Below are 25,041 nucleotides of genomic sequence, written 5' to 3' on the forward strand. Positions count from 1 at the left end.
AGGGGCCTCTTCCCGGCTGAAGCCGGTCCTACACATGCAGCGCGTGCACCCAGTGAGTGTCGCTGACGCACCGCGTGCGTCCAATGATTGTTGCTGACACACCGCCTGCTCTTTGTGGGACCGGCTTTAGCCGGGAAGACGTCAGGTGGCACACCGCAGATTGATAGCGCACACCGAGGGATCTTCCCGCACCACAAAACTGACGCCCCGCACGATCCGGTCTATGTTTGACTCAGCGCATGCCAATCCTGCCTTGTAAAAGAGCCACGGCTCCAACAGCAACATAAAGGACGAGCCCGATGAGTGTTTCTGCTTTCAAGATCGCCAACAAACTGATCACCGGCCCCGCCGCGGTTGAGCAGTTGTCCGCCGAGCTGACCCGGCTCAACGTCCAAAACCCGCTCATCGTCACCGACGCGATACTGGTTAAGTCCGGAACGGTCGACCTCGCACTGGCGCAATTGGGCGGCCGTCGTTATGGCCTGTTTGATCAGGTCAAACCCGAGCCCGAAATCTGTATCGTCGAGGACTGCACCCGGGCCTACCGAGAGGGCGGTCACGACGGCCTGATCGGTGTGGGCGGCGGCAGTGCCATCGACATCGCCAAAGGCGTCGCCGCGTTCGCGAGTCACGAAGGGCCTCTGGCCGAGTTGTTCGGCGTTGATCTGGTCAAACGCAAAGGCCCCCCGCTGATTGCCATCCCGACCACCGCAGGCACCGGTTCGGAAGTCACCAACGTGGCGATCTTTTCAGACAAGCAGGCACAGCTGAAAAAAGGCATCGTCAGCGATTACCTGTTACCCGACGTTGCGCTGGTCAGCCCATTGATGACTCTGACCTGTCCGCGCAGCGTCACGGCAGCCAGTGGGGTGGACGCCCTGGTTCATGCCATCGAAGCCTACCTTTCAGTCAATGCCTCGCCGATCACCGACGCCATCGCGTTGGGCGCCATCAAACTGATCGTCAAGGCGTTGCCCAAGGCCTACGCCAATCCTTCAAGCCTGCAAGCGCGAGAAGACATGGCCACCGCCAGCCTCATGGCCGGCATGGCGTTCGGTAATGCCGGGGTTGGCGCAGTGCATGCGTTGGCGTATCCATTGGGAGGGCGGTTCAACATCGCTCATGGCGTGAGCAACGCGCTGTTGCTGCCGTATGTGATGGAGTGGAACAAGCTGGCCTGCGTCGAACGGATGCGCGACATCGCCGATGCGATGGGCATCCGCGTCGCGCACTTGAGCGACAGGGACGCCGCAGACCTGGCAGTCAAAGCAATGGCCGACTTGTGCGCCGCGGTGGAAATCCCGTCCGGGCTGCGCAGCTTCAACGTGCCCGAAGACGCCATTCCCGCGATGGCCGAGGAGGCCAGCAGGATCGAACGCCTGATGCGCAACAATCCACGGAAGCTGACCGCCGCCGACATCGAGAAAATCTACTACGCGGCGTATTGATCAGGCTGGTCAGGCCATGAACCTCTCTTGCCCCTAGGGATGAGTTTCAGTGATTCTCGCTGAGCCGTATGGGTCAGCCACACCCCTAGCGTAAAACCCGGCCGTCACCCCATGAAGGTGACTACGCACCCGCCCCACTGGCGCATTTGCACCACTCAGCGTTTGCTGTTGCCCTGACTGGCGAACAGGTTTCGCTCCCTCGCCCAGACGATGGCTTCCGCCCGGCTGTGCACGTCGAGCTTTGAATACACCGTCGCGACGTGGTTACGAATGGTGTTGAGCGCCAGGTTCAATCGCGCCGCGATTTCCTTGTCCGCCAGCCCTTCACAGATCAGCCCCAGTACATCCCGCTCGCGAGCGGTGAGGTCGGTGAACGAGGCGCTGGGCAGATGCCGGGCATTGACGCGCTTGGCATTGGCCAGCTTTTCGATCAGCGTCTGACTGAACCACGAGGCGTCCTGCATCACCGTCTCAATGGCCTCGACCAGCTCAAGCTCGGATCGCTTGCGCTCGGTGATGTCCATCAGCACGAAGAGGTAGCAGGCATTGTCTTGAATGGTCACGGTGTCAGCGGCCAGCACGCAATCCATCGACTCGCTGCCTTTCTTGCGGACCTTCAGATCGAGCCCGTCGACGCGACCGTTGGTTTCCAGAACGTTGAACAGCCCGTCCATCACAGCGCCATCTTCGATGAAGCCCAGCTCGGCGACTGTCCGGCCGATCAGCTCCTGGGGTGTGTAGCCCAAGGTGCTGAAGAAAGCCTCGTTGGCTTCGACGATCTGTTGCCGATCCGCCGTGCACACCAGCGTGGGCACCGGTGTCAGCCTGAATGCCTTGGCAAACCGCTCTTCGCTCTGGCGCAGTGCGGTTTCGGCTCTGCGTCTGGGCTCAAGGTCAGTGAACGAGAACAGCATGCAGTCCTCTTCATTCATGTCCAGCGGCTGCCCGGCGACGATGACCAGTTTGGTACCGCCCTCCGGCAGCTTCAGCTCGGCCTGCATCTGCGGGATGGTCGCGCCCTGATTCAGTCGCTCGATGGCGAGGTCCTTGCGCTCGGCGTTTTCCAGCACGTCCACCTCGTAGACCGAGCGGCCAATGACGTCCTCCCGCGAGTGCCCGGTCATTTCCAGAAAGCCCTGATTGACCTTGATGAAGCGCAGGTCGCTCAGGCGGCAGATGACGGCGGGAGCGGGATTGGCATTGAAGGTCTTCTCGAAACGCTGCTCGGCGCCGGCCCACTCCGTTGCGTCAGCGAGGATCAGCACCAGCGATTCGGGCGTGCCGGTGCTGTCTTCGAGCACCATGCTGCGAACGCGATGCACCCAGCTGCGCTCATCTGCTTCGCCGGTCCTGCTGACCTCGATGAGCACATCGCTGAACACCTCACCTGCCGCCACGCGGCTGATCGGATATTGATCAAAGTCTAGCGGGTGATTATTGCGATAACGCAGGGAGAACTTCTCCCGATAAGCCTCGCCGTTGGCGCCCAGTTCGCTGATCTCCTCGACCCCGTGCATCAGCAGCGCCGCTTCGTTGGCCCAGATGATGGTCTGATCGACCTCCACCAGCATCACCCCATCCGACAGACCCGAGATGATCTGCTGCAACTGGCGGCGGTTGGTTTCTCTGGCGAGGATGGCCTCTGACATGCTTGCTCTCCTGACGTATCAATGCGGTCGGGCTTCGGTCAGCCGGGCGCTCCACGCTATCCGACCGGCTGGCAAAAGCTTAGTGCTGCAGCTTAGTGGAGCCGTGTCGGCGAGGGTCGGTGCGAATGCACCAGATGAAGCGGTGCAAATGCGCCATCACAGCTCTTCGCGCGCTGATCAAACTGATGCCACGTCGCATGAGACGCGGCGAGTCAGCCCTCGCAGGCTCGCCCTTATCAACGCAGGTGGTGCATTTGCACTGACACTTCGATTGCACGCTTGATCTGCATCCCCTGCACCAGAGGAAATTTTCATGGCTTCGACCTACGCAACATCTGCCGCATTGGGCAACGCTTCGCCATTCCGTGTGTCGTGGGGATCGGTGTTTGCCGGTGCGGCAATCACGTTGGTGACCTACCTGGTGCTGAGCGTGCTTGGCACGGCGATCGGCGCGGGCGCGCTGGATCCGATGGCCCAGGGCAACCCGCTGAGCGGCTTCGGCAGGGGCGCCGGCGCCTGGTTGTTCATCAGTACCCTGGTGGCCATTGCCGCCGGTGCCTGGGTGTCGGGGCGCACCGCGCCGGACCGCGGCGGTCTGCATGGTTTGCTCAGCTGGACGGTCAGCACGTTGCTGACCACCTGGCTCATCGCGTCGCTGGCGGGATCGCTGGTCGGCACTGCCGGCAACATCGCAGGCAAGGGCCTTTCCCTGGCGGCCGATGGCGTGGCCGCTGCCGCACCGGGTGTGGGTCAGAGCATCAAGCAACAGCTGGATAAGAACGGCATCAGCCTGGATTGGGACAGCCTGAAATCACAGCTGGACACCACCCTGAAGCAGTCCGGCAAGCCAGAGCTCGACCCTTCGAAGCTGGATCAGAAAGCTGACGTGGCTGGCGCCGATGCCAAGCAGACAGCAGAACAGGCGTCTACCGATCCAGCCCAGGCGGGCGATCAGTTGAAGCAGTGGTTTGATCGCGTTCAGAAAGCCGGCGAACCGGCTTTGAATGCCGCCGACAAAGACGCGCTGGTCAACATCGTGGCGGCCCGCACCGGCAAGAGCAAAGCTGAGGCGCAGCAGATCGTCGACAACTATGCCCAGGCCTATCAGCAAGCAGCTGCGAAAGTCGCAGAGCTGAAGGCGCAGGCTGAGCAACAAGCCCGTGAAGCGGCGGATGTCGCGGCCAAACAGGTCTCCAAAGCGGCGTGGGGCACGTTCTTCATGCTGATCATCGGTGCTGCGTTGAGCTTTGGTCTGGCTCGGTACGCCCTGAGCTCACGTCCTCGTCTGCTGCTCGAGACCGTTTAAGGGGGCAGCAATCGGCTGGCGTTGCCGATTCTCAACCGCTGAACCAAGCCAAGGCCCGGTGCGCAATTCTGTGGCACCGGGCGTTGTGCCTTTAACGGCGACGTTCACGCCACCGGAATCGAGCCTCTCGACCAACACGCGTGCGACCCAACGCACGTTTCAAACTCTTGGAGTACAATGCGCGCCACCGTGATTTCGCTCATAAAAGGTGCGTCATGCAGCCCTTCGCTATTGCTCCTTCCATTCTGTCCGCCGATTTCGCCCGTCTGGGAGAGGAAGTCGACAACGTCCTGGCCGCTGGCGCCGACATCGTCCACTTCGACGTCATGGACAACCACTACGTCCCCAACCTGACGATCGGACCGATGGTCTGCGCGGCGTTGCGCAAATACGGCATCACCGCCCCCATCGATGTCCATCTGATGGTCAGCCCGGTGGATCGCATCATCGGCGACTTCATCGAATCCGGCGCCACTTACATCACCTTCCACCCGGAAGCGACCCAGCACATCGACCGCTCCCTGCAACTGATCCGCGAAGGCGGCTGCAAGGCAGGTCTGGTGTTCAACCCGGCGACCCCGCTGAACCTGCTCGAGTACGTCATGGACAAGGTCGACATGATCCTGCTCATGAGCGTCAACCCGGGCTTCGGTGGTCAGAAATTCATCCCCGGCACGCTCAACAAGCTGCGCGAGGCTCGTGCGCTGATCGATGCGTCCGGTCGCGACATCCGTCTGGAGATCGACGGCGGCGTCAACGTCAACAACATCCGTGAGATTGCCGCAGCCGGTGCTGACACCTTCGTCGCGGGCTCGGCCATTTTCAATGCGCCTGATTACCGCGAAGTCATTGCGAAGATGCACGCAGAACTGGCGTTGGCCCGTTGACCAGCGGCTTCGAACAGCTGTTTCCGGGACGTCTGCCCAGGCTGATCATGTTCGACCTCGACGGCACACTGATCGACTCGGTGCCGGATCTGGCTGCAGCGGTGGACAAGACCCTGATCCAGCTCGGCCGGCCGCCGGCGGGCATCGAACGGGTACGTGACTGGATCGGCAACGGCGTACGCGTGCTGGTTCGCCGCGCCTTGGCGAACGGCATGGATCACACCGCCGTGGACGAAGAGTCCACCGAGGCTGCGCTGGCGATTTTCATGGAGGCCTACAGCGGCAGCCACGCCCTGACCAAGGTCTACCCCGGCGTGCGCGAAACCCTGAAATGGCTGCAGAAGATGGGCGTCGAGATGGCGCTGATCACCAACAAGCCGGAACGCTTCGTTGCCCCCTTGCTGGATGACCTCAAGCTCGGGCGATTCTTTCGCTGGATCGTCGGCGGCGACACGCTGCCGCAGCAGAAGCCCGACCCGGCCGCGCTGTTTTTTGTCATGAAAATGGCCGGTATACCGGGGTCTCAGTCGCTGTTCGTGGGTGACTCTCGCAACGACGTGCTGGCGGCCAAAGCGGCGGGTGTCGCCTGTGTGGCATTGAGTTACGGCTACAACCACGGCCGTCCTATCGCAGAAGAGTCACCGGCGCTGGTGATCGATGATTTGCGCATGCTGATTCCGGGCAGTTCTGCCGGTTGCTTAGCGCAGGGCGCTGAGATAACGTTGCCCGACATCAAGTCTCCCTCCTTTAGAGAATCCATCGTGGTGGTCACTCGCAAACTCTGGATGAAAGTCATCAAGGCCCTGGCCCGCTGGCGTTGGCGCGCCTGACTTGAACCTGGCCGGAGCCCCGGCGCGTTTGCATCCCTGACCGTTTTCCCTCAGACCACGAGGCTGATATGACCCGCGAAGAATTCCTGCGTTTGGCCGCTGAAGGCTACAACCGCATTCCCCTTGCCTACGAAACCCTGGCTGACTTCGACACGCCGCTGTCGATCTATCTGAAGCTTGCTGACGAGCCCAATTCCTACCTGCTTGAGTCCGTGCAGGGCGGGGAGAAGTGGGGGCGTTACTCGATCATCGGACTGCCGTGCCGCACGGTCATGCGTGTGCACGACCACACCGTCAGCGTGACCCACGACGGTGTTGAGATCGAGCGCCTGGAAGCCGAAGACCCGCTGGACTTCGTCGAGACCTTCAAGGCCCGCTACAACGTCCCGACCATCGCCGGTCTGCCACGCTTCAACGGCGGTCTGGTGGGGTATTTCGGTTATGACTGCGTGCGTTATGTAGAGCCGCGTCTGGGCGCATGCCCGAATCCTGATCCACTGGGCGTGCCGGATATTCTGTTGATGGTGTCGGATGCCGTCGTGGTGTTCGATAACCTGGCCGGCAAGATGCACGCGATCGTGCTGGTCGATCCGGCTCAGCCTGAAGCCTATGAAGGTGGCCTGGCGCGACTCGAAGCGTTGATGGAGAAACTGCGTCAGCCAATCACGCCCCGCCGTGGTCTGGACCTGACCCGTCCGCAGGCGGCGGACCCGGTGTTCCGTTCCAGCTTCACCCAGTCGGATTATGAAAAAGCCGTCGACACGATCAAGGAATACATCCTCGCGGGCGACTGCATGCAGGTCGTGCCGTCGCAGCGCATGTCCATCGACTTCAAGGCCGCACCGATCGACTTGTACCGCGCGTTGCGGTGTTTCAATCCGACGCCTTATATGTACTTCTTCAACTTCGGCGACTTCCACGTCGTCGGCAGTTCGCCGGAAGTGCTGGTACGGGTCGAAGACAATCTGATCACCGTCCGCCCGATTGCCGGGACGCGTCCCCGTGGCGCCACCGAGGAAGAAGACCACGCGCTGGAAGTCGACTTGCTCTCTGACGACAAAGAGATTGCCGAGCACCTGATGCTCATCGATCTGGGACGAAACGACACCGGGCGGGTTTCGGAAGTCGGTTCGGTGAAGCTCACCGAGAAGATGGTCATCGAGCGTTATTCAAACGTCATGCACATCGTGTCGAACGTCACCGGCCAGCTGAAGAGTGGCCTGACGGCGATGGATGCGCTGCGGGCCATCCTGCCCGCGGGCACTTTGTCGGGCGCGCCGAAGATTCGTGCGATGGAAATCATCGACGAGCTGGAACCGGTCAAGCGCGGTGTGTACGGCGGCGCAGTGGGCTACTTTGCCTGGAACGGCAACATGGACACCGCGATCGCTATTCGTACCGCGGTGATCAAGAACGGCGAGCTGCACGTGCAGGCTGGTGGCGGCATTGTCGCGGATTCTGTGCCGGCGCTGGAGTGGGAAGAAACCCTCAACAAGCGCCGCGCGATGTTCCGCGCCGTGGCGCTGGCGCAGCAGACGCCAGAGGCTTGAAGATTTAGAAGTCCCTGTGGGAGCGCCACCCCGGTCGCTCCCACATGCCTGGTAGCTTCAGAAATCCAGACTCACCGCCAGATTCACCCCTTGCTGGGTCACGTCATCATTCTTGCGCCAGTTATAGCCGGCACGAAGTGTGAGGTCGGGCGCCAGCTTCTGGCTCAGGCCCACGCTTGCGCGATTCAAACTGCGCTGGGGGTCATAGCCTTTCAGATCAAAATCCAGGCCGGGCACGCTGTTCAGCGCGATGGTCACGTCCTGCTGGTCAGTCTCGAACTCACGCTCATGGGCCACTTCGCCAAACACCTGGGTCTGCGGCGTGACGTCCAACTTCCCTTGAAGCCCCGCGCCTAGCCGCTTTGACTTGCGCGTCTGGTCGTCGTAATTGAGTGCGGTCGCGCGAGCACTGTCCTCCGAGTAGCCATCGACGTTGACGTGGGAATAGTCGGCGCTGATGAACGGCGAGAAATGCCAGCGACTGCTCTGTTCGGCCAGGTCGAAGCCCACGCGCCCACTGACCGCCCACAGGTCGCCGTCGGTGTCGCCTTTCTCCGCGCCTTCGCTGATGCCCAGCGCGAACTTGCGCTTGAGGTTGTCGTAGTCGAGTTTTCCGCCTGAGGCCGCCAGGTCTGCCCACCAGTGTTGCGCCTGATACTGCACGAATGCGGTCGCGATATAGCTGTTGAGTTTGTAGTCCGAATCCTTGGCGCCGGCTTCGAGTGTTTGCCGGTAAGCACCTGCAACCAGCCCGGCTCTCCAGTCTTCAGCGAAGCGATAGCTGCCGCCCACCGTGAGGTTGTAGCCGTGACCGTCGCCGCTGGCGGAATTGCCTTGCGCGTCGAAATCCAGTTTCTGACCGCCACCGGCGACGATGGCGCGCCATTCACCGACGTTCTGCCAATTGCCCCAGTCCGCCAGCCACTGACTGCGCAGTTCATCCTGCTGCGCGCGCAACGTTCCGTTGGCCATTTCCGGCAGCAGCGTGATTTCCCACGGTGCGGACAGAATCGAATACCCGTAGTCGGCGATCAGACGCTGACCCGCGACGGTCGGGTGCACGCCGTCGTTGAACAGCAGTTTGGTCGGATCAGGCGTCAGGCCGCCAATCCCGTAAACGCTGTTGGCGGTGCAGTTGTTGCCGTTGAAACAGGTGCCGACCAGGTTCTGATCGGCCGCCAGCCCATAGCGCGCCGGCTCGGTCAGGACATCGCGTATGAGCCCCGGCACATTGAGCGGAATGACCTCGGCATCGATTTGCCCCAGCCGATTGACCAACTGCTGGTTGAACACCCCGCTCAGCAACGACGATGGCCCCTGCAATGGCGTGCCGAATACAGCGGGTGTGCGGCCGATGTCAGGCAGCAGCCAGACCATGATGTAACGCGCGCCGGCCTGGGACAGGATTTGTGCGCCGTTCGCCAGGTTGTTCGCCGCATTGACGGCCTGTCCCGCGCTCAGCACCCGGCCCTGAAGGAAGTCATTGCCGCCCCCGGTCAGGTAGTAAAGGGCGTTGGGGTCAGCCCGCGAGCTGTTTTCAACCAGATAACCGGGTCGCGTCCGGAACACCGTTGTCACGCCGGTCGAGGCGTCAGTATTGGCAATCTGAGATTGGGTGGTGATCGCCGCGAGAATCTGATCGGTCCGGTCGCCACCCACAGCCCAGTTGTTGCCATCCGGCAACCCTTGCGCCGCGCGGACGGTGGAGGTCGATGCCTGCAAATCCCCGGGCGCCACGCCAAGCATTTCGCCCAGCAGCGTCGATGAGTTCAGACCGAATGCCTCGCCGCTGCCGTTCAGGTATGTCGGGCCGGTGCGGTTAGTGAAACGCAAGGTGGCGCCGGGTGGTCCGCCGGCATCGGGAAACTGCCCGGCGTCGGCGAGGCTGTCGCCAAACACGATCATCGTTGAATAGGGGGAGGAGGCGGCCAGGGCCGAGGAACAGGCGAGCGAGAGCAGGCAAGCCGCGAACGGCCAGCGCAGTGTGGCTTTGATCATGGGGGCATCCCTTATTGTTTTAGTGCTGTACGAGAAGGTAGCAGCCGCGACACAAATCGCCCACGATGCCGTGGCATTCACGGCAAATATTCTGTACCGGCCTTCAGGCTGCGATCTGCACCTTGCGGGCATTCAAATCCTGCCAATCGGCCGCTGCCCCGCGCCATCCGGGCACTGCGATATTGCGCGCCCTGCGGCGGTACGCTACTGTGCGGCAACGTATGAACGAGACCTTTCCTGTGTCGATTGTCAGCAGCTTCTTGATGCGCGTTATCAAGGGCCACGCCCGTTGGCGTTGGCGCGCCTGACTATTTCCCCCGCCGGCTCCGCCGGATCTGCATTGATATGCCTTCTGATGCCTCGGTTTTGCAGTGACTCGCCGGAATCCCTCCCGCGACCCTCTGCGCGCAACTGCGGTCAGAAAACGGAAGGCCACGTTAAAAGTCAGTCATTCAAAAGGTTGAGCACCATGCTGCTGATGATCGATAACTACGACTCCTTCACCTACAACGTCGTGCAGTACCTGGGCGAGCTGGGTGCCGACGTCAAAGTGATTCGCAACGACGAAATGACCATCGCCGAAATCGAAGCCCTGAACCCCGAACGTATCGTCGTTTCCCCCGGCCCGTGCACGCCGAACGAAGCAGGTGTGTCCATCGACGTGATCAAACACTTCGCTGGCAAGCTGCCCGTGCTCGGCGTCTGCCTGGGCCATCAGTCGATTGGCCAGGCGTTTGGCGGCGACGTAGTGCGTGCGCGCCAGGTCATGCATGGCAAGACCAGCGAGCTGATCCACGAAGACAAAGGCGTGTTCGAAGGCCTCAAGCATCCGCTGACCGTGACCCGCTATCACTCGCTGGTGGTCAAGCGCGAAACACTCCCGGAGTGCTTGGAGTTGACCGCCTGGACCCAGCGCGAAGATGGGTCCGTTGATGAAATCATGGGCCTGCGTCACAAAACCCTTAACGTCGAGGGCGTACAGTTTCACCCTGAGTCGATTCTTTCCGAGCAGGGCCACGAGCTGTTCGCCAACTTCCTCAAGCAGACCGGCGGCACCCGTCAGGGTTAAGGACACATCGACATGGCAATGGATATCAAAACGGCGCTGGGCCGGGTTGTGAATCAACTGGACCTGAGCACCGATGAAATGCGCGAGGTCATGCGCGAAATCATGACAGGCCAGTGCACCCAGGCGCAGATCGGCGCATTTCTGATGGGCATGCGCATGAAAAGCGAAAGCATTGACGAGATCGTTGGTGCAGTGTCGGTCATGCGTGAGCTGGCGGATCAGGTTCAACTCAAAACCCTCGACGGCGTGGTCGACATCGTCGGTACCGGTGGCGATGGTGCCAACATATTCAATGTCTCGACCGCTGCCTCGTTCGTGATCGCGGCGGCCGGTTGCACAGTCGCCAAGCACGGCAATCGCGCGGTCTCCGGCAAGAGTGGCAGCGCCGATCTGCTGGAAGCCGCAGGCGTCTACCTGAACCTGACCCCGGTGCAAGTGGCGCGCTGCATTGACAGCGTCGGCATCGGTTTTATGTTCGCGCAAACCCACCACGGCGCGATGAAACACGCCGCAGGGCCACGCAAGGAACTGGGCCTGCGCACACTGTTCAACATGCTCGGTCCACTGACTAACCCGGCGGGCGTCAAGCACCAGGTGGTCGGCGTATTCAGTCAGGCGCTGTGCCGGCCATTGGCCGAGGTGCTGCTGCGCATGGGCAGCAAACACGTGCTGGTGGTGCATTCCCAGGATGGCCTGGACGAATTCAGCATCGCCGCGCCGACCTTTGTCGCGGAACTGAAGAACGGCGAAGTGACCGAATACTGGGTACAGCCGGAAGATCTGGGCATGAATAGCCAGAGCCTGTTCGGTCTGGTGGTCGACAGCCCGGCGCAGTCGCTGGAATTGATTCGTGACGCGCTGGGTCGGCGCAAGTCCGAGCACGGCCAGAAAGCCGCCGAAATGATCGTGCTGAACGCCGGCGCAGCGCTTTACGCGGCTGATCATGCTTCGTCATTGAAAGAAGGCGTGGCGTTGGCCCACGACGCATTACACACGGGCCTGGCCCGCGAAAAGCTGGAAGAACTGGGTGCCTTTACCGCGGTATTCAAGCAGGAGAATGAAGAATGAGTGTGCCGACGGTTTTGGAAAAGATTCTGGCCCGAAAGGTCGAGGAAGTCGCTGCGCGCCGTGCCAGTGTCAGCCTCGCCGAATTGGAAACTCTGGCGAAAGCAGCCGATGCACCGCGTGGGTTTGCTGCCGCGATGATTGCCCAGGCCAAGCGCAAGCAGCCGGCCGTCATTGCAGAAATCAAGAAGGCGTCGCCGAGCAAGGGCGTAATCCGCGAAAACTTTCATCCTGCGGAGATTGCCACTAGCTACGAAGCAGGCGGGGCCACCTGTCTTTCTGTGCTGACCGACGTCGATTTCTTCCAGGGCGCTGATGAGTATTTGAAGCAGGCCCGGGCGACGTGTTCGCTGCCGGTGATCCGCAAGGACTTCATGATCGACCCGTATCAGATCGTCGAAGCGCGGGCATTGGGGGCCGACTGCATCCTGCTGATCGTTTCGGCGCTGGATGATGTGAAGATGGCAGAGCTGGCCTCAGTCGCCAAAGGTGTCGGCCTCGATGTGCTGGTAGAAGTCCACGATGGCGACGAGCTGGAGCGGGCATTGAAAACCCTCGACACTCCGCTGGTGGGCGTCAACAACCGCAATCTGCACACGTTCGACGTCAGTCTGGAAACCACGCTCGATCTGCTGCCGCGCATCCCCCGTGATCGCCTGGTCATCACGGAAAGCGGGATTCTCAACCGCGCCGATGTCGAGCTGATGGAGATCAACGACGTTTATTCCTTCTTGGTGGGCGAGGCATTCATGCGCGCCGAGAAGCCGGGTGTGGAATTGCAGCGGCTGTTCTTCCCGGAGAAAGGCACCGCGATCAAGTCCGGCGGTTTGGACTGATCCACCGGTGTAGGCCAGAAAGCCGTCGCCACTCACGTCAGGAGGCAGCATGACCCTTCAGCTCTTGGCAATGTGCGTTGAAGCCGGCCTCAAGGCCGAGCAGGATCTGCTGGCGTCAGTGTGTGATGGGCACGCCGAGAGCGGTTTGCTGTTCTGGCGGCCTACCGCCCGCGCGCTGGTCATGCCAAGGCGGTTGAGCCGTCTTCCCGGCTTCACTGAAGCCAGCGAAACGCTCGCCGACAGTGGCTGGCCTGTGCTGTTGCGTGAAAGTGGCGGCGAGCCCGTGCCGCAATCGCCCTCGACGGTCAACGTGGCGCTTGTGTATGTGCAGCCGGACACCGATCTGGATCGCGACCGCATCGAGAACGCCTACATGCGCCTGTGTCAGCCGATCCTCGATACGCTGAGTGAGCTGGGTGGCGCTGCATCCTTGGGCGAAGTCGAAGGGGCCTTCTGCGATGGCCGTTTCAACGTCAACCTCAACGCTCGCAAGATGGTGGGTACTGCGCAGCGCTGGCGGCAGAGTCAGGGTGGCAAGCGGCCGGTGGTGTTGGCCCATGCCGCGATGCTGCTGGATGACGAGCGCGTTGAGATGGTCAACGCAGTCAATCGCTTCAATGAAACCTGTGAACTCGATGCGCGGTGCGAAGCGCAAAGCCATATCGCTCTGCATGAGCTGTTCGACGCGCCGGATTTTCTTGGCCGTTTGAGTGAACGCTATACACGCCTGCTGGCCGGAATCTGACTCACCTGCCAATACCCCGGTCCGTGTGTTAACGGGTGCCGAAAACCACCATGGTTTTGCCCCGGACATGCACCAGGTTTTGCTCTTCGAGCGATTTGAGCACACGACCAACCATCTCCCGCGAACACCCTACGATACGGCCAATCTCTTGGCGGGTGATTTTGATCTGCATGCCATCGGGGTGGGTCATCGCGTCAGGCTGCTTGCACAGATCGAGCAGGCTGCGGGCAACGCGGCCAGTGACGTCCAGAAACGCCAGATCGCCCACCTTGCGGGTGGTGTTGCGCAGACGCTCGGCGATTTGCGCACCGATGGCGTACATCAATTCGGGATCCTGCTGACTGAGCTCGCGGAACTTGGCGTAGCTGATCTCGGCCACTTCACATTCGGTTTTGGCGCGCACCCAGGCGCTGCGGTGGGCACCGGCGGCCGTCTGCTCGAAAAGTCCCAGTTCGCCAAAAAAGTCCCCGGTATTGAGATAGGCCACGATCATCTCGCGACCTTCGTTGTCTTCGATCAGGATCGTCACCGAGCCCTTGATGAGCAGGTACAGCGAATCCGATTCTTCGCCTGCGCAGAGGATATTGGTCTTCGCCAGGCATCGTCGCCGCTGGGCGTGCGGCAGCAGTTTGTCGGCGATTTTCATCTTGTTCGGAGGCTGCACGGCGAGCATGGCTGTATCCCGTAAAAAACTGCGCCCTTAGGCATTCTTAGAGGTATCGGCAGTAGTTGCCATTTGACGCAGTTCAACAGCGGCAATTAGCCAATTTTTCAGACACTTCCTACATTTCGGTCGTTGCCGGGCATGTCCCGTCCACTCAGCGACGGCAGGGCCCTGTGCTAAGCTGGCCGCCATTTTTCAAGCATTGGAGTCCGGTGATGAAAGCGCGTATTCAATGGGCGGGTGAGGCGATGTTCCTCGGTGAGTCCGGCAGCGGCCATGTGGTTGTGATGGATGGCCCGCCAGAAAGCGGCGGTCGCAATCTGGGTGTTCGCCCGATGGAAATGGTGCTGATTGGCCTGGGTGGCTGCAGCAATTACGACGTGGTCAGCATTCTCAAGAAAGCCCGTCAGCCCATCGAGAGTTGTGAGGCGTTCCTGGAAGCCGAGCGCGCCAACGAAGATCCCAAGGTGTTCACCAAGATCCATTTGCACTTCGTGGTTAAAGGGCGCGGCCTCAAAGAGACGCAGGTCAAACGTGCGATCGAGCTGTCCGCCGAGAAATACTGCTCGGCGTCGATCATGCTGGGTAATGCCGGCGTCGAAATCACCCACGACTACGAGATCATCGAACTGGGTTGAGCAACGCTCAATTTTCACAAAAGCGGTGCAGGCTATGGCATGCGACTTCTGACGTCTGCATAATGCGCCCCTTTTTCAGGGCGCGACCGCCGGGTAGCCGGCTCGCCTCCGACCAGACAACCAAAATCGCCAACGCGAAGAGGTGTTAACCGTCCTACGCAGCTGAGCCGGGCTCAGTTGACGGGCATGCTTGATCACGCGGCCAGCGCCGCACCCATATAGAGAGTTTTTAACGGTGAAAAGCAAACTCAAGTTCCACGGGTTCAATAACCTGACCAAGACCTTGAGCTTCAACATCTATGACATCTGCTATGCGGAAACCCCGCAGGACCAGCAGGCCTACGTCGAGTACATCAACAGTGTGTACGATGCCGAACGCCTGACGCGGATTCTCACCGATGTCGTCGATATCATTGGCGCGAACATCCTGAACATCGCGCGTCAGGACTACGATCCACAAGGCGCCAGTGTGACCATTCTGATCTCCGAGCAGCCGGTCACGCCGACTGACAGCCAGATCGAAGAATCGCCGGGTCCGCTGCCGGAAACCATTCTCGCGCACCTGGACAAGAGCCACATCACGGTTCATACCTACCCTGAAATCCACCCCGTTGACGGCATCGCCACGTTCCGTGTGGACATCGATGTGTCGACCTGCGGCGTGATTTCCCCGTTGAAAGCGCTGAATTACCTGATCCACAAGTTTGAGTCCGACATCGTGACCGTCGACTATCGCGTGCGCGGCTTTACCCGTGACGTCGAAGGCAAGAAGCACTTCATCGACCACGAGATCAACTCGATCCAGAATTACCTTTCCGACGACACGCGCGACAGCTACCAGATGACTGACGTGAACGTGTACCAGGAAAACCTGTTCCACACCAAAATGCTGCTCAAGCAGTTCGAGCTGGACAACTACCTGTTCGGCGACGCCACCAGCAATCTCTCCGCTGAACAGCGCGAGCAGGTGACCGGCCGCGTGAAGCACGAGATGCTTGAAATCTTCTACGGCCGCAACATGCCGGTCTAAGGTCTCAGTGATACAAAAAAGGCGCCTGTTCAGGCGCCTTCTTTGTTTCCGGTCTTTCGTGGCAGCTTTGTTCGCTGATAAAAGCCGGCCGACCGCAGATTCGATCAGATCCTGTAGGTGGTTTTGGTCATTATTTTTGCCAACAGGCTCATGCCAAACTTCACCGGCGCCGGGAAGCGGAAACCGCCTGCCTCGATCGCGCTTTCTGCGTGATGCTCCTCGTCGGCGCGCATCTGTTCGAGAATCGCCCGCGACTTCTCATCCTCGACTGGCAATTGCTCCAAATGCTCATTCAAGTGTTTGCACACCTGATCTTCCGTCGCGGCAACGAAGCCCAGGCTGATTCGATCGCTGATCAAGCCAGCCACTGCGCCGATGCCAAACGAAGCACCGTAGAACAATGGGTTGAGCACACTGGTATGACTGCCCAACTGATGAATGCGTTGCTCGCACCACACCAGATGGTCGATTTCTTCCTCGGCGGCGTGCTCCATGGCTTTGCGCACCTGAGGCAGTTTCGCGGTGAGTGCCTGCCCCTGATACAACGCCTGAGCACAGACTTCGCCAGTGTGATTGATGCGCATGAGCCCTGCGACATGCCGGGTGTCGGACTCATTCATCTTGACGTCGGGTTGAACGATGGCAGGCGAAGGACGATGTGCGTGCGCGCTGACGGGCAGCAGCGTCTTCATCGCTGCGTCGGCTTGAAGCAGGAAACGGTCGATAGGGGAGTAGTGACGTTCGGTAGCCATGGGCGCCTCCGGGTAAATCCACGGCGGTCAGTCTACCTCAAACGGTGTAACCGGGCTTGTCCGGTGTCAGCCCGCCGGGGCGTTGGCGCGCGTCCGGCAGGTCGACGAAGACCGGAGAGGATGACTCAGCCCGGCGGCCAGTTCATCTGGCGCTGACCCAGCACGTGCATATGGATGTGATAGACGGTCTGACCGCCTTTTTCGTTGGTGTTCATGACTACGCGGAAGCCGTCCTCGCAACCCAGTTCTTTTGCCAGGCGCTGGGCCGTGAACAGAATGTGGCCCAGCAGGCCCTTATCGTCTTCAGTCACGTCGTTGAGGGTGGCAATCGGCTTCTTCGGGATAACCAGAAAATGCACAGGCGCCTGGGGGGCGATGTCGTGAAAGGCCAGCACTTGATCATCTTCGTAGATGATCTTCGCCGGGATTTCCCGATTGATGATCTTGGTAAACAAAGTATCCACAGCCTTCTTGCTCCGTTTCGAGGGGGATGAAGGCAGTGTACTGAGCGTCCCGGTTCACGCCCAGACGTTTGTTGCGATGTGCCCCGTCAGACTGACGTACGAGATTTGAGCATCGAGCCCCAGAGCTTTCGCGTCATCCAGCGACTGGCAAAGCGCGGCAGGCGTGTCAGTAGCCTGTTTCGCCAACCCGGGATGATCACCGCACGGTTCTTGTCGAGCGCGCGTACCGTGTACAGCGCGACCTCCTCGGCGGTCATGTGGTCGTCGTGCGTAAACTTGCCGGCATCCAGTTGTGCGGTGCGGAAAAACGCTGTGCGCGTCGGACCGGGGCACAACACCGAAATCTTCACGCCGGTCTTGTGCAGCTCCTCGCGAAGCCCTTCGGAAAAATGCAGGACGTACGCTTTGCTCGCCGCATAGGTGCTCATCCATGGTCCCGGCTGAAAGCCCATGATCGACGCAACGTTGAGTATCTGGCCGCCGCCTTGCACCGCCATCAGGTTGCCAACCGTGTGACAGAGACGCGTCAACGCGAGCACATTAAGGTCGAGCAGGTCCTGCTCTTGCGCCCACTCTTGAGCGAGAAAGGGCCCGCTGTTGCCGATGCCAGCGCAGTTAACCAGCAAGTCGATGCTTCGCGAGCCTTCCTCGAGTTCAAGCAGAAAGCCCGAGAGGCGCAGCGGCTCACCCAGATCGCAGGCACGGAACAGCACCTCGACACCAAAGCGTTGGGTGAACTCGATGGCGATGCTCTCGAGCATCTCCCGGTGCCTGGCCACGAGAATAAGGTTGCGACCCCGGCGGGCGAGCGCTTCGGCCATCGCCAGGCCAATACCGCTGGATGCACCTGTGACCATGGCATAACGGGTCATGCAATTCTCCAGTGTTTGCAGCTTGTATTGAGACAGCGTCCTTGCTGCCAGATAGTTATTGGTCGTCGTTGCTGTCGGACGAGTCACCACTATCGACAGGATCAACGGGAACGACCGGTTGTTCCGCGTCATCGTCGTAAGGCAGCGCTTGCTCGTATTCGCTGGTGGTGGCTTCGACCTGCTCCTGAACAGTGTTCAGACCACCCATCATCCCGGCCACTAAGGCCAGCGCCAGCACCGCGAGCCACAGAATGGCGAGGACCTTGACGCGCGGTGTGTTGCCGGGCGGCGGCGGACCATACCGATTCGGGCCCGTGTTGCCAGGGACTGCCATCATCAGGATCGGAAAGAAGCTGCCCACCACCGGCACCAGATTCAGCAACAGCAACCAGGCTGACCAACCGGCGTCGTGCAAACGCTGGGCGCCGATCTGGATGCTGACAACCACGAACGCGACGAGGGCAACGGTGCCGAGCAGTCCGCCCGCCACCAGCGAAACGCTGAGAACGCCGACGCACACGGCAGCGACCAGCAGGCCGACGGCCACCAGCGCCAGACTCCACGCCAGGTAGCGCAGACGGCCGATTCGCCCCCGAATGGAGAACACCTTCAAGTCGCCTACGGCGGGCCAGTTTTGTGCGGCCGGCGTGCGCGGCGGTGCGTAGGGCGAGGCCGCAGGTTCGAAAGCCGGACGCTGTGGAGTATCTTCGACCACGTCCTCAAGCCTCAATGACACGGGCTCCTCGGGCTCGATACGGCCCTCGACACCTGCATCGTTCAACGCCGCGAGATAACGCTGCGCGTCGTCCCGCGTCAGGCTTCGCTTGATGGTCACGGGTTTGCCGGTGAAGAGACGATCAACGCCGGACACCTCAGTCTTGAACAGCTGCGCCAGGTTCTGGCGCGCTGTCTCCAGCTCAACGCCTGTTCGCAGCTGTCCCTCGAAAACGATCTTGAAGTGCTCCGCCATGCTGGCTTCCTTGTCTTGAGTTCATACGATATGTGCAATGCGCGTCAGAACGGTTTGACGACGACCAGAATGACCACAGCCAGCAAAATCAACACGGGTACCTCGTTGAACCAGCGATAGAACACATGGCTGCGACCAGGTTCGCCGCGCGCGAAACGTTTGACCTGCGCGCCGCACACGTGGTGGTAACCAATCAACAGGACAACGAGGGTGAGCTTGGCATGCAACCAGCCTTGCTGCAGGAAACCCGGTGCGAGAACGATCAGCCAGATACCGAATACCAGGGTAGCGATCATCGAGGGCATCATGATCCCGCGGTACAACTTGCGTTCCATGGTGCAGAAACGCTCGCGGCTTACGGAGTCTTCGCTCATGGCGTGATAGACGAACAATCGCGGCAGATAGAACAGGGCTGCGAACCAGCACACCATTGCAATGATGTGCAGCGCTTTAATCCAGAGATAGAGCATTTTGGTTTGTTTCCAGGGACACGGTGCCAAATAGTAGTGGCTTCCGCGCCCGTACGTCACGTTCGCGGTTGTCCCATCGGCAATCGACCCATATGATCAGCGGCTTTCCACTGGTTTCGTTGAGGGGCAGGTTATGGTCAAGGTCGGTATCGTCGGCGGTACGGGTTACACCGGCGTCGAGTTGCTGCGTCTTCTGGCGCAACACCCAGAGGCTGAAGTGGTTGCGATCACCTCGCGCTCCGAAGCAGGTTTGCCTGTCGCTGACATGTATCCCAACCTGCGTGGTCACTATGACGGCCTGGCGTTCAGCGTGCCGGACGTCAAAGTGCTGGGCGCGTGCGATGTGGTGTTCTTCGCAACGCCCCACGGTGTCGCACATGCGCTGGCGGGCGAGTTGCTCGCCGCGGGCACCAAGGTCATCGACCTCTCCGCTGACTTCCGTCTGCAAGACCCGGTCGAGTGGGCCAAGTGGTACAACCAGCCCCACGGCGCGCCCGAATTGCTCGACGAAGCGGTTTACGGCCTGCCGGAAGTCAATCGCGAGCACATCAAGGGCGCGCGCCTGATTGCAGTGCCTGGCTGCTATCCGACCGCCACTCAGTTGGGTTTTCTGCCACTGCTCGAAGCGGGCCTCGCTGATCCATTGCGCCTGATCGCGGACTGCAAATCGGGTGTCAGTGGTGCAGGTCGCGGCGCCAGTGTGGGCTCGCTGTATTCCGAAACCAGCGAGAGCTTCAAGGCCTATGCCGTTAAAGGCCATCGCCATCTCCCCGAAATCACTCAAGGGCTACGCCGTGCTGCAGATGGCGATATCGGGCTGACGTTCGTGCCGCACCTGACGCCGATGATCCGTGGGATTCACGCCACGTTGTACGCAACCGTTGTCGACAGGTCGGTCGATCTGCAGGCGTTGTTCGAAAAGCGCTATGCCAATGAGCCTTTCGTCGACGTGATGCCCGCCGGAAGCCATCCGGAAACCCGGAGCGTACGTGGCGCCAATGTGTGCCGCATGGCCGTGCATCGGCCACAGGACGGGGATTTGGTGGTGGTGCTGTCGGTCATCGACAATCTGGTCAAAGGCGCTTCGGGCCAGGCCGTGCAGAACATGAACATCATGTTTGGCCTTGATGAACGCCTAGGCCTGTCCCATGCGGGGATGTTGCCGTAATAGCGGCTTCAGGCCTCAAGCGGCAAGTCTCAACTCGCTGGTGATAGCTGCTGTTTTTTGCGGCTTGTCGCTTGCGACCTGTGGCTGCCGTCACAATAGTTGACCAATTTTCTAGGAGAAGCGGATAATGCGCGTCATTACGCATTATGACGGCTTAGCGCCGGGAGATTTTGAACATGAGCGTTGAATCCTTTACCCCAGTGGCTTTGGAATTCACCCACGGTGCCGCGCATAAGGTGAAAACTCTGGTCGATGAAGAGGGTAATGATCGCCTGAAGCTCCGTGTCTTCGTGACCGGTGGCGGTTGTTCCGGTTTCCAGTACGGCTTCACCTTTGACGAAGACGTCGCCGATGATGACACCATCGTCGAGCGCGAGGGCGTCAGTCTGGTGGTCGACCCTATGAGCTTCCAGTACCTGGCAGGTGCGGAGGTGGATTATCAGGAGGGGCTGGAAGGCTCTCGCTTCGTGATCAAGAACCCCAATGCCGCGACTACCTGTGGCTGTGGCTCTTCGTTCTCGATCTGATCCCGGCGATACACACAAAAACGCCGCGCATTTGCGCGGCGTTTTGCATGGTGGGCGTTGGGTCAGGCCGGGTAGATCGCGCCCAGCACTCGCAGGCCTTTGGCCCCCGTCACGCTTGGACGGTTGGCGGGTACGCTCTCCAGCGCGCAATGGGCAAGCCAGGCAAACGCCATCGCTTCGACCCAATCAGGATCAACGCCGAACTCTGCAGTGCTAGAAACCTTTGTTGCCGGCAGTAGCGCCGCCAGCCGATCCATCAACGCCTTGTTGTGAGCGCCGCCGCCGCAGACCAGCAGTTCTTTGGTCTGCGCCTGTGCCGATTGCAGGGACTCGGTAATGCTCAATGCGGTGACTTCGAGCAGTGTTGCTTGCACATCTTCGGGTCTCAGCGTTGGCATCTGGAACAGATGGTGGTGAACCCAGCCAAGGTTGAATACTTCACGACCCGTGCTCTTAGGACCCTTCGTTTGAAAGAACTGATCACTGAGCATGGACTTCAGCAGCGCATCATTGACTGTCCCGCTCGCGCCCCACGCGCCATCGCGGTCATAGCTCACGCCCCGCTGTGCCTGAATCCAGGCGTCCAGCAGCACATTGCCTGGCCCTGAGTCGAAGCCGGAAACCGGTTTGTCGATTTCGATCAGGCTGAGGTTGCTGAAACCACCGACGTTGAGCACGGCGCGGTAGTCTTTGTTATCGTCGAACAACGCTTCATGGAAAGCGGGAACCAGCGGCGCCCCCTGGCCACCTGCGGCGATATCGCGCTTGCGGAAGTCGCTGACCACGGTGATGCCCGTTAGCTCGGCGAGCAGGGCAGGGTTGCCAATCTGGATGGTGAAGCCGCGGGCCGGCTCATGACGAATCGTCTGACCGTGACTGCCGATCGCGCGGATTTCACCGGCTGACACGCTCTGCTGGTCCAGCAGGGCCAGCACGCCTTGAGCAGCGAGACGAACCCATTTCTGCTCGGCGATGCCGGCACGGGCCAACTCGTCCGGGCCGCTGGCGCAGAGCCCCAGCAGTTCGGCGCGAAGGTCGTCCGGCATGGGAATGTAGTAGGTGCCGAGCAAACGTGGTCGGTCATCCTGTTCTACCAGCGCGAAGTCGAGTCCGTCCAGACTGCTTCCGGACATTACACCTACATATAAAGTCATGGGTCAGCGCTTACTCGAGGCCAGCATGGTGGCCTTTTCCTGGTCCATGCGAGCCATCAAAGGTTGGCTCTCCTGCATGAACCGCTGTTTTTCGGACTTGGCGATCGGATCAGCCATCGGCAGCTTCTGCCCCAGCGGGTCGACATGAACGCCATTTACCTGGAACTCGTAATGAACATGAGGACCCGTGGACAGGCCAGTGGTTCCAATATAGCCAATGACCTGGCCCTGCTTGACGCTGGATCCGGACTGAATGCCCTTGGCAAAACCCTGCATGTGGCCGTACAGCGTCCGGTAGGTTTCACCGTGCTGAATGATCACGGTATTGCCATAACCGCCGCGCCGTCCGGCAAGAATGACTTTGCCATCGCCGGTCGCCTTGATTGGGGTGCCACGAGGTGCAGCGTAGTCGATGCCTTGGTGGGCGCGAATCTTGTTCAGGATCGGGTGTTTGCGACCGGATGAGAACAGTGAGCTGATGCGGGCGAATTCGACCGGCGTACGGATGAATGCCTTACGCATGCTGTTGCCGTCCGCAGTGTAATAGTTGGTGTTGCCCTGTTTGTTCGTATACCGCACAGCGGTGTAGGTTTTGCCACGGTTTACGAAGCGAGCCGAAAGTATATTGCCTGTACTGACCGTCTTGCCGTTGACAACCTTCTGCTCGTAAATCACATCGAATTCGTCGCCCTTGCGGATATCCTGGGTGAAGTCGACGTCGTACCCGAAGATGTTTGCCATCTCCATTGTCATCGTATGGCTGAGGCCTGCGCGCTGGGCGGATTGCGACAGTGAGTTGTTGATCGTGCCATGCACATAGGCCGTGCGTACATTAGGTTTGCTCACGTCACGGCTAAACGTATAGCCCTTGTCTGTGCGAGACAAACTGATGCTTTCTGTCTCGCTCAGCTTGCTGTGCAACTGCTTGAGATTGCCCTCAGGCGAGAGCTCGAATTGTAGCACCTGGCCATTTTTCAGTTGACTGAACTGCTTGGCTTGTTTGTCGCTGGCAATAACGTCGTGCACCGCCGTCGCAGGCAGGCCGACTTTGCTGAACAACGTCGACAGCGTATCGCCCTTTGAGACCACCACTTCCCGGTGCGTCGGGCCTTTGGCAGTAGCAACCTCTTTCGGGGCGGCCTTGGTGTCACTTGCTGTCTTCGCGGCATCAGCCGGTTCAGCCGCATCACCTTCGATCTGGGCGAAGGGAGAATCTACGGGTGCCTCTGTGGCTTGAGTCTGTTCTTGAGCGTCTTGTTCTTGCTTGATCTGGTCGGCAGGTGTGTCCAGTTCCAGAGCAAGGTTGGTTCGTTTGGCTTCGACGTCGCTGGATGGGAATACGAGGAGAGCCAGGCTAAGCAGTGCGGCGATGCCGCTGGCTGCGAGCAGGTGGCTCTTCGGATAAAGCGGTGGCGCTTTAGGCGGAGTGTCGGTCATAGGTAATTTTGACTTTGAAAAAGATGAGATGGAAAAGATGAATGACATGATGAAGATGAAATAACTGTATAAAATATAACCAAATCTCGCCTGAGGCAAGCTTGCGATCGGCTCGCTCCGCGATTCGTCGCGCTCCTATTGTCAGAACTTGTATTTGGGCGCTGATCTTGTATGGTTGTTTCCCTTTGAAATACGGCATTACGGGGCGGTTATGAAGTCGGTTGAAGAGCAGCTAGCGCTGATCAAGCGTGGTGCAGATGAACTCCTGGTCGAGGCCGAGCTGGTCACAAAGCTCAAGCGTGGGCAGCCACTTCGCATCAAGGCCGGTTTTGATCCGACCGCGCCCGACCTTCACCTCGGGCACACGGTGCTTATTAATAAGCTGCGTCAATTCCAGGATCTTGGTCATCAGGTGATTTTCCTGATCGGCGACTTCACCGGCATGATTGGTGATCCGAGTGGCAAGAGTGCCACCCGTCCCCCGCTTACCCGCGAGCAAGTGCTCGACTACGCCGAGACCTACAAGGCTCAGGTGTTCAAGATTCTTGATCCGGCCAAAACCGAGGTGGCGTTCAATTCCACCTGGATGGATCAACTCAGTCCTGCAGACTTCATCCGACTCTCTTCCCAGTACACCGTAGCGCGCATGCTGGAGCGTGATGACTTCGACAAACGTTACAAGTCGAACCAGTCCATCGCCATCCACGAATTCCTTTATCCGCTGGTCCAGGGTTACGACTCGGTTGCTTTGCGCGCCGACGTTGAGCTGGGCGGGACCGATCAGAAATTCAACTTGCTGATGGGGCGCGAGCTGCAGCGTGCATATGGTCAGGAGGCTCAGTGTGTTCTCACGATGCCATTGCTGGAAGGATTGGACGGCGTCAAGAAGATGTCCAAGTCGTTGGGTAACTATGTAGGTATCCAGGAAGCGCCCGGCATTATGTACAGCAAGCTCGTCTCCATCCCTGATGCGCTGATGTGGCGTTACTTTGAGCTGCTGAGCTTCCGCTCCATGGAAGAGATCGCTGCTTTTAAAGCGGGTTGCGAGGCGGGCGCCAATCCACGTGACATCAAGATCAAGCTGGCCGAAGAGATCGTTGCGCGCTTCCACGGTGAAGAAGCTGCGGCGTCTGCCCATCGTTCTGCTGGAAACCGTATGAAGGATGGGGAGCTTCCGGAGGATCTCCCGGAGATTGATGTCGCTGCAGCCGAAGACATGCCGATTGCTGCCGTCCTCAATAAGGCGGGGCTGGTTAAGAACGCTGCGGTCGCTCGCGACCTGTTGGCATCTGGCGGCGTGCGTATAGATGGTGAAGTTGTGGATCGCGGGTTTGTATTCAGGCTGGGCGCGACCCATGTATGTCAGGCCGGCAAGAAGGCGTTCGGCCGGATTACACTTCGTTCGGAATAAAGTTCAAATAAGTGCTTGACGCCCCTCTGGATCTGTCTATAATTCGCCCCACTTCCGGCGCAGACGAAACGGAAAACTCCTTGATAATCAAAGAGTTGGAC

The 25,041-nt window shown here is 59.9% G+C and carries 24 protein-coding genes; 14 read left to right on the forward strand and 10 right to left on the reverse strand.

Going from position 1 to position 25,041, the window contains the following annotated elements:
- Positions 1-299: 299 nt before the first annotated feature.
- The gene (locus BBI10_RS19995; protein ID WP_065991349.1) at positions 300-1,448 is read left to right on the forward strand and encodes an iron-containing alcohol dehydrogenase; all 1,149 of its coding nucleotides are present in this window, start codon (positions 300-302) and stop codon (positions 1,446-1,448) included.
- Positions 1,449-1,603: 155 nt separating this feature from the next.
- On the opposite strand, the gene BBI10_RS20000 is transcribed toward BBI10_RS19995, so the two are convergent.
- Positions 1,604-3,097 carry a helix-turn-helix transcriptional regulator gene (locus tag BBI10_RS20000; protein WP_065991350.1) on the reverse strand — a complete coding sequence of 498 codons (1,494 nt, stop codon included), beginning with the start codon at positions 3,095-3,097 and terminating at the stop codon, positions 1,604-1,606.
- Positions 3,098-3,410: 313 nt separating this feature from the next.
- On the opposite strand from BBI10_RS20000, the gene BBI10_RS20005 reads away from it, so the two are divergent.
- The 4 genes from BBI10_RS20005 (at position 3,411) to trpE (ending at position 7,670) form a co-directional block, all read left to right on the forward strand.
- Positions 3,411-4,403: a hypothetical protein gene (locus BBI10_RS20005; protein WP_065991351.1), complete on the forward strand. Its 993-nt coding sequence runs from the start codon at positions 3,411-3,413 to the stop codon at positions 4,401-4,403.
- A 215-nt stretch (positions 4,404-4,618) separates the two neighbouring features.
- Positions 4,619-5,290: a ribulose-phosphate 3-epimerase gene (rpe, locus tag BBI10_RS20010; protein ID WP_065991352.1), complete on the forward strand. Its 672-nt coding sequence runs from the start codon at positions 4,619-4,621 to the stop codon at positions 5,288-5,290.
- 47 nt (positions 5,291-5,337) lie between these two features.
- A complete protein-coding gene (locus BBI10_RS20015; protein ID WP_065991385.1) occupies positions 5,338-6,120 on the forward strand; it encodes a phosphoglycolate phosphatase in 783 nt (260 codons plus the stop codon).
- 68 nt (positions 6,121-6,188) lie between these two features.
- Positions 6,189-7,670: an anthranilate synthase component I gene (gene trpE, locus BBI10_RS20020; protein WP_065991353.1), complete on the forward strand. Its 1,482-nt coding sequence runs from the start codon at positions 6,189-6,191 to the stop codon at positions 7,668-7,670.
- 57 nt (positions 7,671-7,727) lie between these two features.
- On the opposite strand, the gene estP is transcribed toward trpE, so the two are convergent.
- Positions 7,728-9,668 carry an esterase EstP gene (gene estP / locus BBI10_RS20025; RefSeq protein WP_065991354.1) on the reverse strand — a complete coding sequence of 647 codons (1,941 nt, stop codon included), beginning with the start codon at positions 9,666-9,668 and terminating at the stop codon, positions 7,728-7,730.
- A gap of 469 nt (positions 9,669-10,137) precedes the next feature.
- Between estP and BBI10_RS20030 the strand changes: the two genes are divergently transcribed.
- From BBI10_RS20030 to BBI10_RS20045, 4 genes are read left to right on the forward strand one after another with little or no spacing between them, the layout of a single operon-like run.
- Positions 10,138-10,737 carry an aminodeoxychorismate/anthranilate synthase component II gene (locus tag BBI10_RS20030; protein WP_065991355.1) on the forward strand — a complete coding sequence of 200 codons (600 nt, stop codon included), beginning with the start codon at positions 10,138-10,140 and terminating at the stop codon, positions 10,735-10,737.
- Positions 10,738-10,755: 18 nt separating this feature from the next.
- Positions 10,756-11,805: an anthranilate phosphoribosyltransferase gene (gene trpD, locus BBI10_RS20035; protein WP_065991386.1), complete on the forward strand. Its 1,050-nt coding sequence runs from the start codon at positions 10,756-10,758 to the stop codon at positions 11,803-11,805.
- Complete coding sequence (trpC, locus tag BBI10_RS20040; RefSeq protein ID WP_065991356.1) at positions 11,802-12,638, forward strand: indole-3-glycerol phosphate synthase TrpC; 837 nt, start codon at positions 11,802-11,804, stop codon at positions 12,636-12,638. The genes trpD and trpC overlap by 4 nt, the downstream gene beginning before the upstream one ends.
- A gap of 49 nt (positions 12,639-12,687) precedes the next feature.
- Entirely contained in the window at positions 12,688-13,383 is a 696-nt protein-coding gene (locus tag BBI10_RS20045; protein WP_065991357.1) for a lipoate--protein ligase family protein, read from the forward strand.
- Between the two features lie 28 nt (positions 13,384-13,411).
- Here the strand turns inward: BBI10_RS20045 and crp are convergent, their stop codons facing one another.
- The gene (gene crp, locus BBI10_RS20050; protein ID WP_065991358.1) at positions 13,412-14,056 is read right to left on the reverse strand and encodes a cAMP-activated global transcriptional regulator CRP; all 645 of its coding nucleotides are present in this window, start codon (positions 14,054-14,056) and stop codon (positions 13,412-13,414) included.
- Positions 14,057-14,262: 206 nt separating this feature from the next.
- On the opposite strand from crp, the gene BBI10_RS20055 reads away from it, so the two are divergent.
- Positions 14,263-14,685 carry an OsmC family protein gene (locus BBI10_RS20055; protein WP_037019202.1) on the forward strand — a complete coding sequence of 141 codons (423 nt, stop codon included), beginning with the start codon at positions 14,263-14,265 and terminating at the stop codon, positions 14,683-14,685.
- Positions 14,686-14,920: 235 nt separating this feature from the next.
- Positions 14,921-15,715, forward strand: a complete 795-nt coding sequence (speD, locus tag BBI10_RS20060; protein WP_065991359.1) for an adenosylmethionine decarboxylase — start codon at positions 14,921-14,923, stop codon at positions 15,713-15,715.
- A gap of 104 nt (positions 15,716-15,819) precedes the next feature.
- On the opposite strand, the gene coq7 is transcribed toward speD, so the two are convergent.
- From coq7 to hemJ, 5 genes are all read right to left on the reverse strand, one after another.
- The gene (gene coq7, locus BBI10_RS20065) at positions 15,820-16,467 is read right to left on the reverse strand and encodes a 2-polyprenyl-3-methyl-6-methoxy-1,4-benzoquinone monooxygenase (RefSeq protein WP_065991360.1); all 648 of its coding nucleotides are present in this window, start codon (positions 16,465-16,467) and stop codon (positions 15,820-15,822) included.
- 125 nt (positions 16,468-16,592) lie between these two features.
- Positions 16,593-16,931, reverse strand: a complete 339-nt coding sequence (locus tag BBI10_RS20070) for a histidine triad nucleotide-binding protein (protein WP_065991361.1) — start codon at positions 16,929-16,931, stop codon at positions 16,593-16,595.
- Positions 16,932-17,017: 86 nt separating this feature from the next.
- Entirely contained in the window at positions 17,018-17,803 is a 786-nt protein-coding gene (locus BBI10_RS20075) for an SDR family NAD(P)-dependent oxidoreductase (RefSeq protein WP_065991362.1), read from the reverse strand.
- 55 nt (positions 17,804-17,858) lie between these two features.
- Positions 17,859-18,773, reverse strand: coding sequence for a DUF805 domain-containing protein (locus BBI10_RS20080; protein ID WP_065991363.1), 915 nt, complete (start codon positions 18,771-18,773; stop codon positions 17,859-17,861).
- A gap of 44 nt (positions 18,774-18,817) precedes the next feature.
- Positions 18,818-19,243 (reverse strand): protoporphyrinogen oxidase HemJ, encoded by a 426-nt coding sequence (gene hemJ, locus BBI10_RS20085; protein WP_065991364.1) that lies wholly within the window; start codon positions 19,241-19,243, stop codon positions 18,818-18,820.
- 133 nt (positions 19,244-19,376) lie between these two features.
- On the opposite strand from hemJ, the gene argC reads away from it, so the two are divergent.
- Together argC and erpA are read left to right on the forward strand one after the other, a co-directional pair.
- Positions 19,377-20,411 (forward strand): N-acetyl-gamma-glutamyl-phosphate reductase, encoded by a 1,035-nt coding sequence (argC, locus tag BBI10_RS20090; protein ID WP_065991365.1) that lies wholly within the window; start codon positions 19,377-19,379, stop codon positions 20,409-20,411.
- A gap of 176 nt (positions 20,412-20,587) precedes the next feature.
- Positions 20,588-20,938 carry an iron-sulfur cluster insertion protein ErpA gene (gene erpA / locus BBI10_RS20095; protein ID WP_065991366.1) on the forward strand — a complete coding sequence of 117 codons (351 nt, stop codon included), beginning with the start codon at positions 20,588-20,590 and terminating at the stop codon, positions 20,936-20,938.
- A gap of 62 nt (positions 20,939-21,000) precedes the next feature.
- On the opposite strand, the gene BBI10_RS20100 is transcribed toward erpA, so the two are convergent.
- A complete protein-coding gene (locus tag BBI10_RS20100; protein WP_065991367.1) occupies positions 21,001-22,092 on the reverse strand; it encodes an anhydro-N-acetylmuramic acid kinase in 1,092 nt (363 codons plus the stop codon).
- Positions 22,093-22,095: 3 nt separating this feature from the next.
- Entirely contained in the window at positions 22,096-23,529 is a 1,434-nt protein-coding gene (locus BBI10_RS20105) for a peptidoglycan DD-metalloendopeptidase family protein (protein WP_065991368.1), read from the reverse strand.
- A gap of 211 nt (positions 23,530-23,740) precedes the next feature.
- Here BBI10_RS20105 and tyrS point away from each other — a divergent pair, with 211 nt between their 5' ends.
- Positions 23,741-24,940 (forward strand): tyrosine--tRNA ligase, encoded by a 1,200-nt coding sequence (gene tyrS / locus BBI10_RS20110; protein WP_065991369.1) that lies wholly within the window; start codon positions 23,741-23,743, stop codon positions 24,938-24,940.
- Positions 24,941-25,041: the final 101 nt, after the last annotated feature.

Source organism: Pseudomonas graminis, assembly GCF_001705435.1.
GTDB classification, from domain to species: domain Bacteria; phylum Pseudomonadota; class Gammaproteobacteria; order Pseudomonadales; family Pseudomonadaceae; genus Aquipseudomonas; species Aquipseudomonas graminis_B.

Bases quoted from the DNA above. Each gene is read 5' to 3' on its own strand.
- BBI10_RS19995 (WP_065991349.1), top strand. From the start codon at position 300: ATGAGTGTTTCTGCTTTCAAGATCGCCAACAAACTGATCACCGGCCCC.
- BBI10_RS20055 (WP_037019202.1), top strand. From the start codon at position 14,263: ATGAAAGCGCGTATTCAATGGGCGGGTGAGGCGATGTTCCTCGGTGAG.
- crp (WP_065991358.1), bottom strand. From the start codon at position 14,056: ATGCTCGCCGTGCAGCCTCCGAACAAGATGAAAATCGCCGACAAACTG.
- trpE (WP_065991353.1), top strand. From the start codon at position 6,189: ATGACCCGCGAAGAATTCCTGCGTTTGGCCGCTGAAGGCTACAACCGC.
- BBI10_RS20045 (WP_065991357.1), top strand. From the start codon at position 12,688: ATGACCCTTCAGCTCTTGGCAATGTGCGTTGAAGCCGGCCTCAAGGCC.
- BBI10_RS20105 (WP_065991368.1), bottom strand. From the start codon at position 23,529: ATGACCGACACTCCGCCTAAAGCGCCACCGCTTTATCCGAAGAGCCAC.
- trpC (WP_065991356.1), top strand. From the start codon at position 11,802: ATGAGTGTGCCGACGGTTTTGGAAAAGATTCTGGCCCGAAAGGTCGAG.
- BBI10_RS20075 (WP_065991362.1), bottom strand. From the start codon at position 17,803: ATGACCCGTTATGCCATGGTCACAGGTGCATCCAGCGGTATTGGCCTG.
- BBI10_RS20000 (WP_065991350.1), bottom strand. From the start codon at position 3,097: ATGTCAGAGGCCATCCTCGCCAGAGAAACCAACCGCCGCCAGTTGCAG.
- BBI10_RS20030 (WP_065991355.1), top strand. From the start codon at position 10,138: ATGCTGCTGATGATCGATAACTACGACTCCTTCACCTACAACGTCGTG.
- rpe (WP_065991352.1), top strand. From the start codon at position 4,619: ATGCAGCCCTTCGCTATTGCTCCTTCCATTCTGTCCGCCGATTTCGCC.
- tyrS (WP_065991369.1), top strand. From the start codon at position 23,741: ATGAAGTCGGTTGAAGAGCAGCTAGCGCTGATCAAGCGTGGTGCAGAT.
- BBI10_RS20080 (WP_065991363.1), bottom strand. From the start codon at position 18,773: ATGGCGGAGCACTTCAAGATCGTTTTCGAGGGACAGCTGCGAACAGGC.
- estP (WP_065991354.1), bottom strand. From the start codon at position 9,668: ATGATCAAAGCCACACTGCGCTGGCCGTTCGCGGCTTGCCTGCTCTCG.
- trpD (WP_065991386.1), top strand. From the start codon at position 10,756: ATGGATATCAAAACGGCGCTGGGCCGGGTTGTGAATCAACTGGACCTG.
- hemJ (WP_065991364.1), bottom strand. From the start codon at position 19,243: ATGCTCTATCTCTGGATTAAAGCGCTGCACATCATTGCAATGGTGTGC.
- BBI10_RS20005 (WP_065991351.1), top strand. From the start codon at position 3,411: ATGGCTTCGACCTACGCAACATCTGCCGCATTGGGCAACGCTTCGCCA.
- BBI10_RS20100 (WP_065991367.1), bottom strand. From the start codon at position 22,092: ATGACTTTATATGTAGGTGTAATGTCCGGAAGCAGTCTGGACGGACTC.
- argC (WP_065991365.1), top strand. From the start codon at position 19,377: ATGGTCAAGGTCGGTATCGTCGGCGGTACGGGTTACACCGGCGTCGAG.
- BBI10_RS20015 (WP_065991385.1), top strand. From the start codon at position 5,338: ATGTTCGACCTCGACGGCACACTGATCGACTCGGTGCCGGATCTGGCT.
- coq7 (WP_065991360.1), bottom strand. From the start codon at position 16,467: ATGGCTACCGAACGTCACTACTCCCCTATCGACCGTTTCCTGCTTCAA.
- erpA (WP_065991366.1), top strand. From the start codon at position 20,588: ATGAGCGTTGAATCCTTTACCCCAGTGGCTTTGGAATTCACCCACGGT.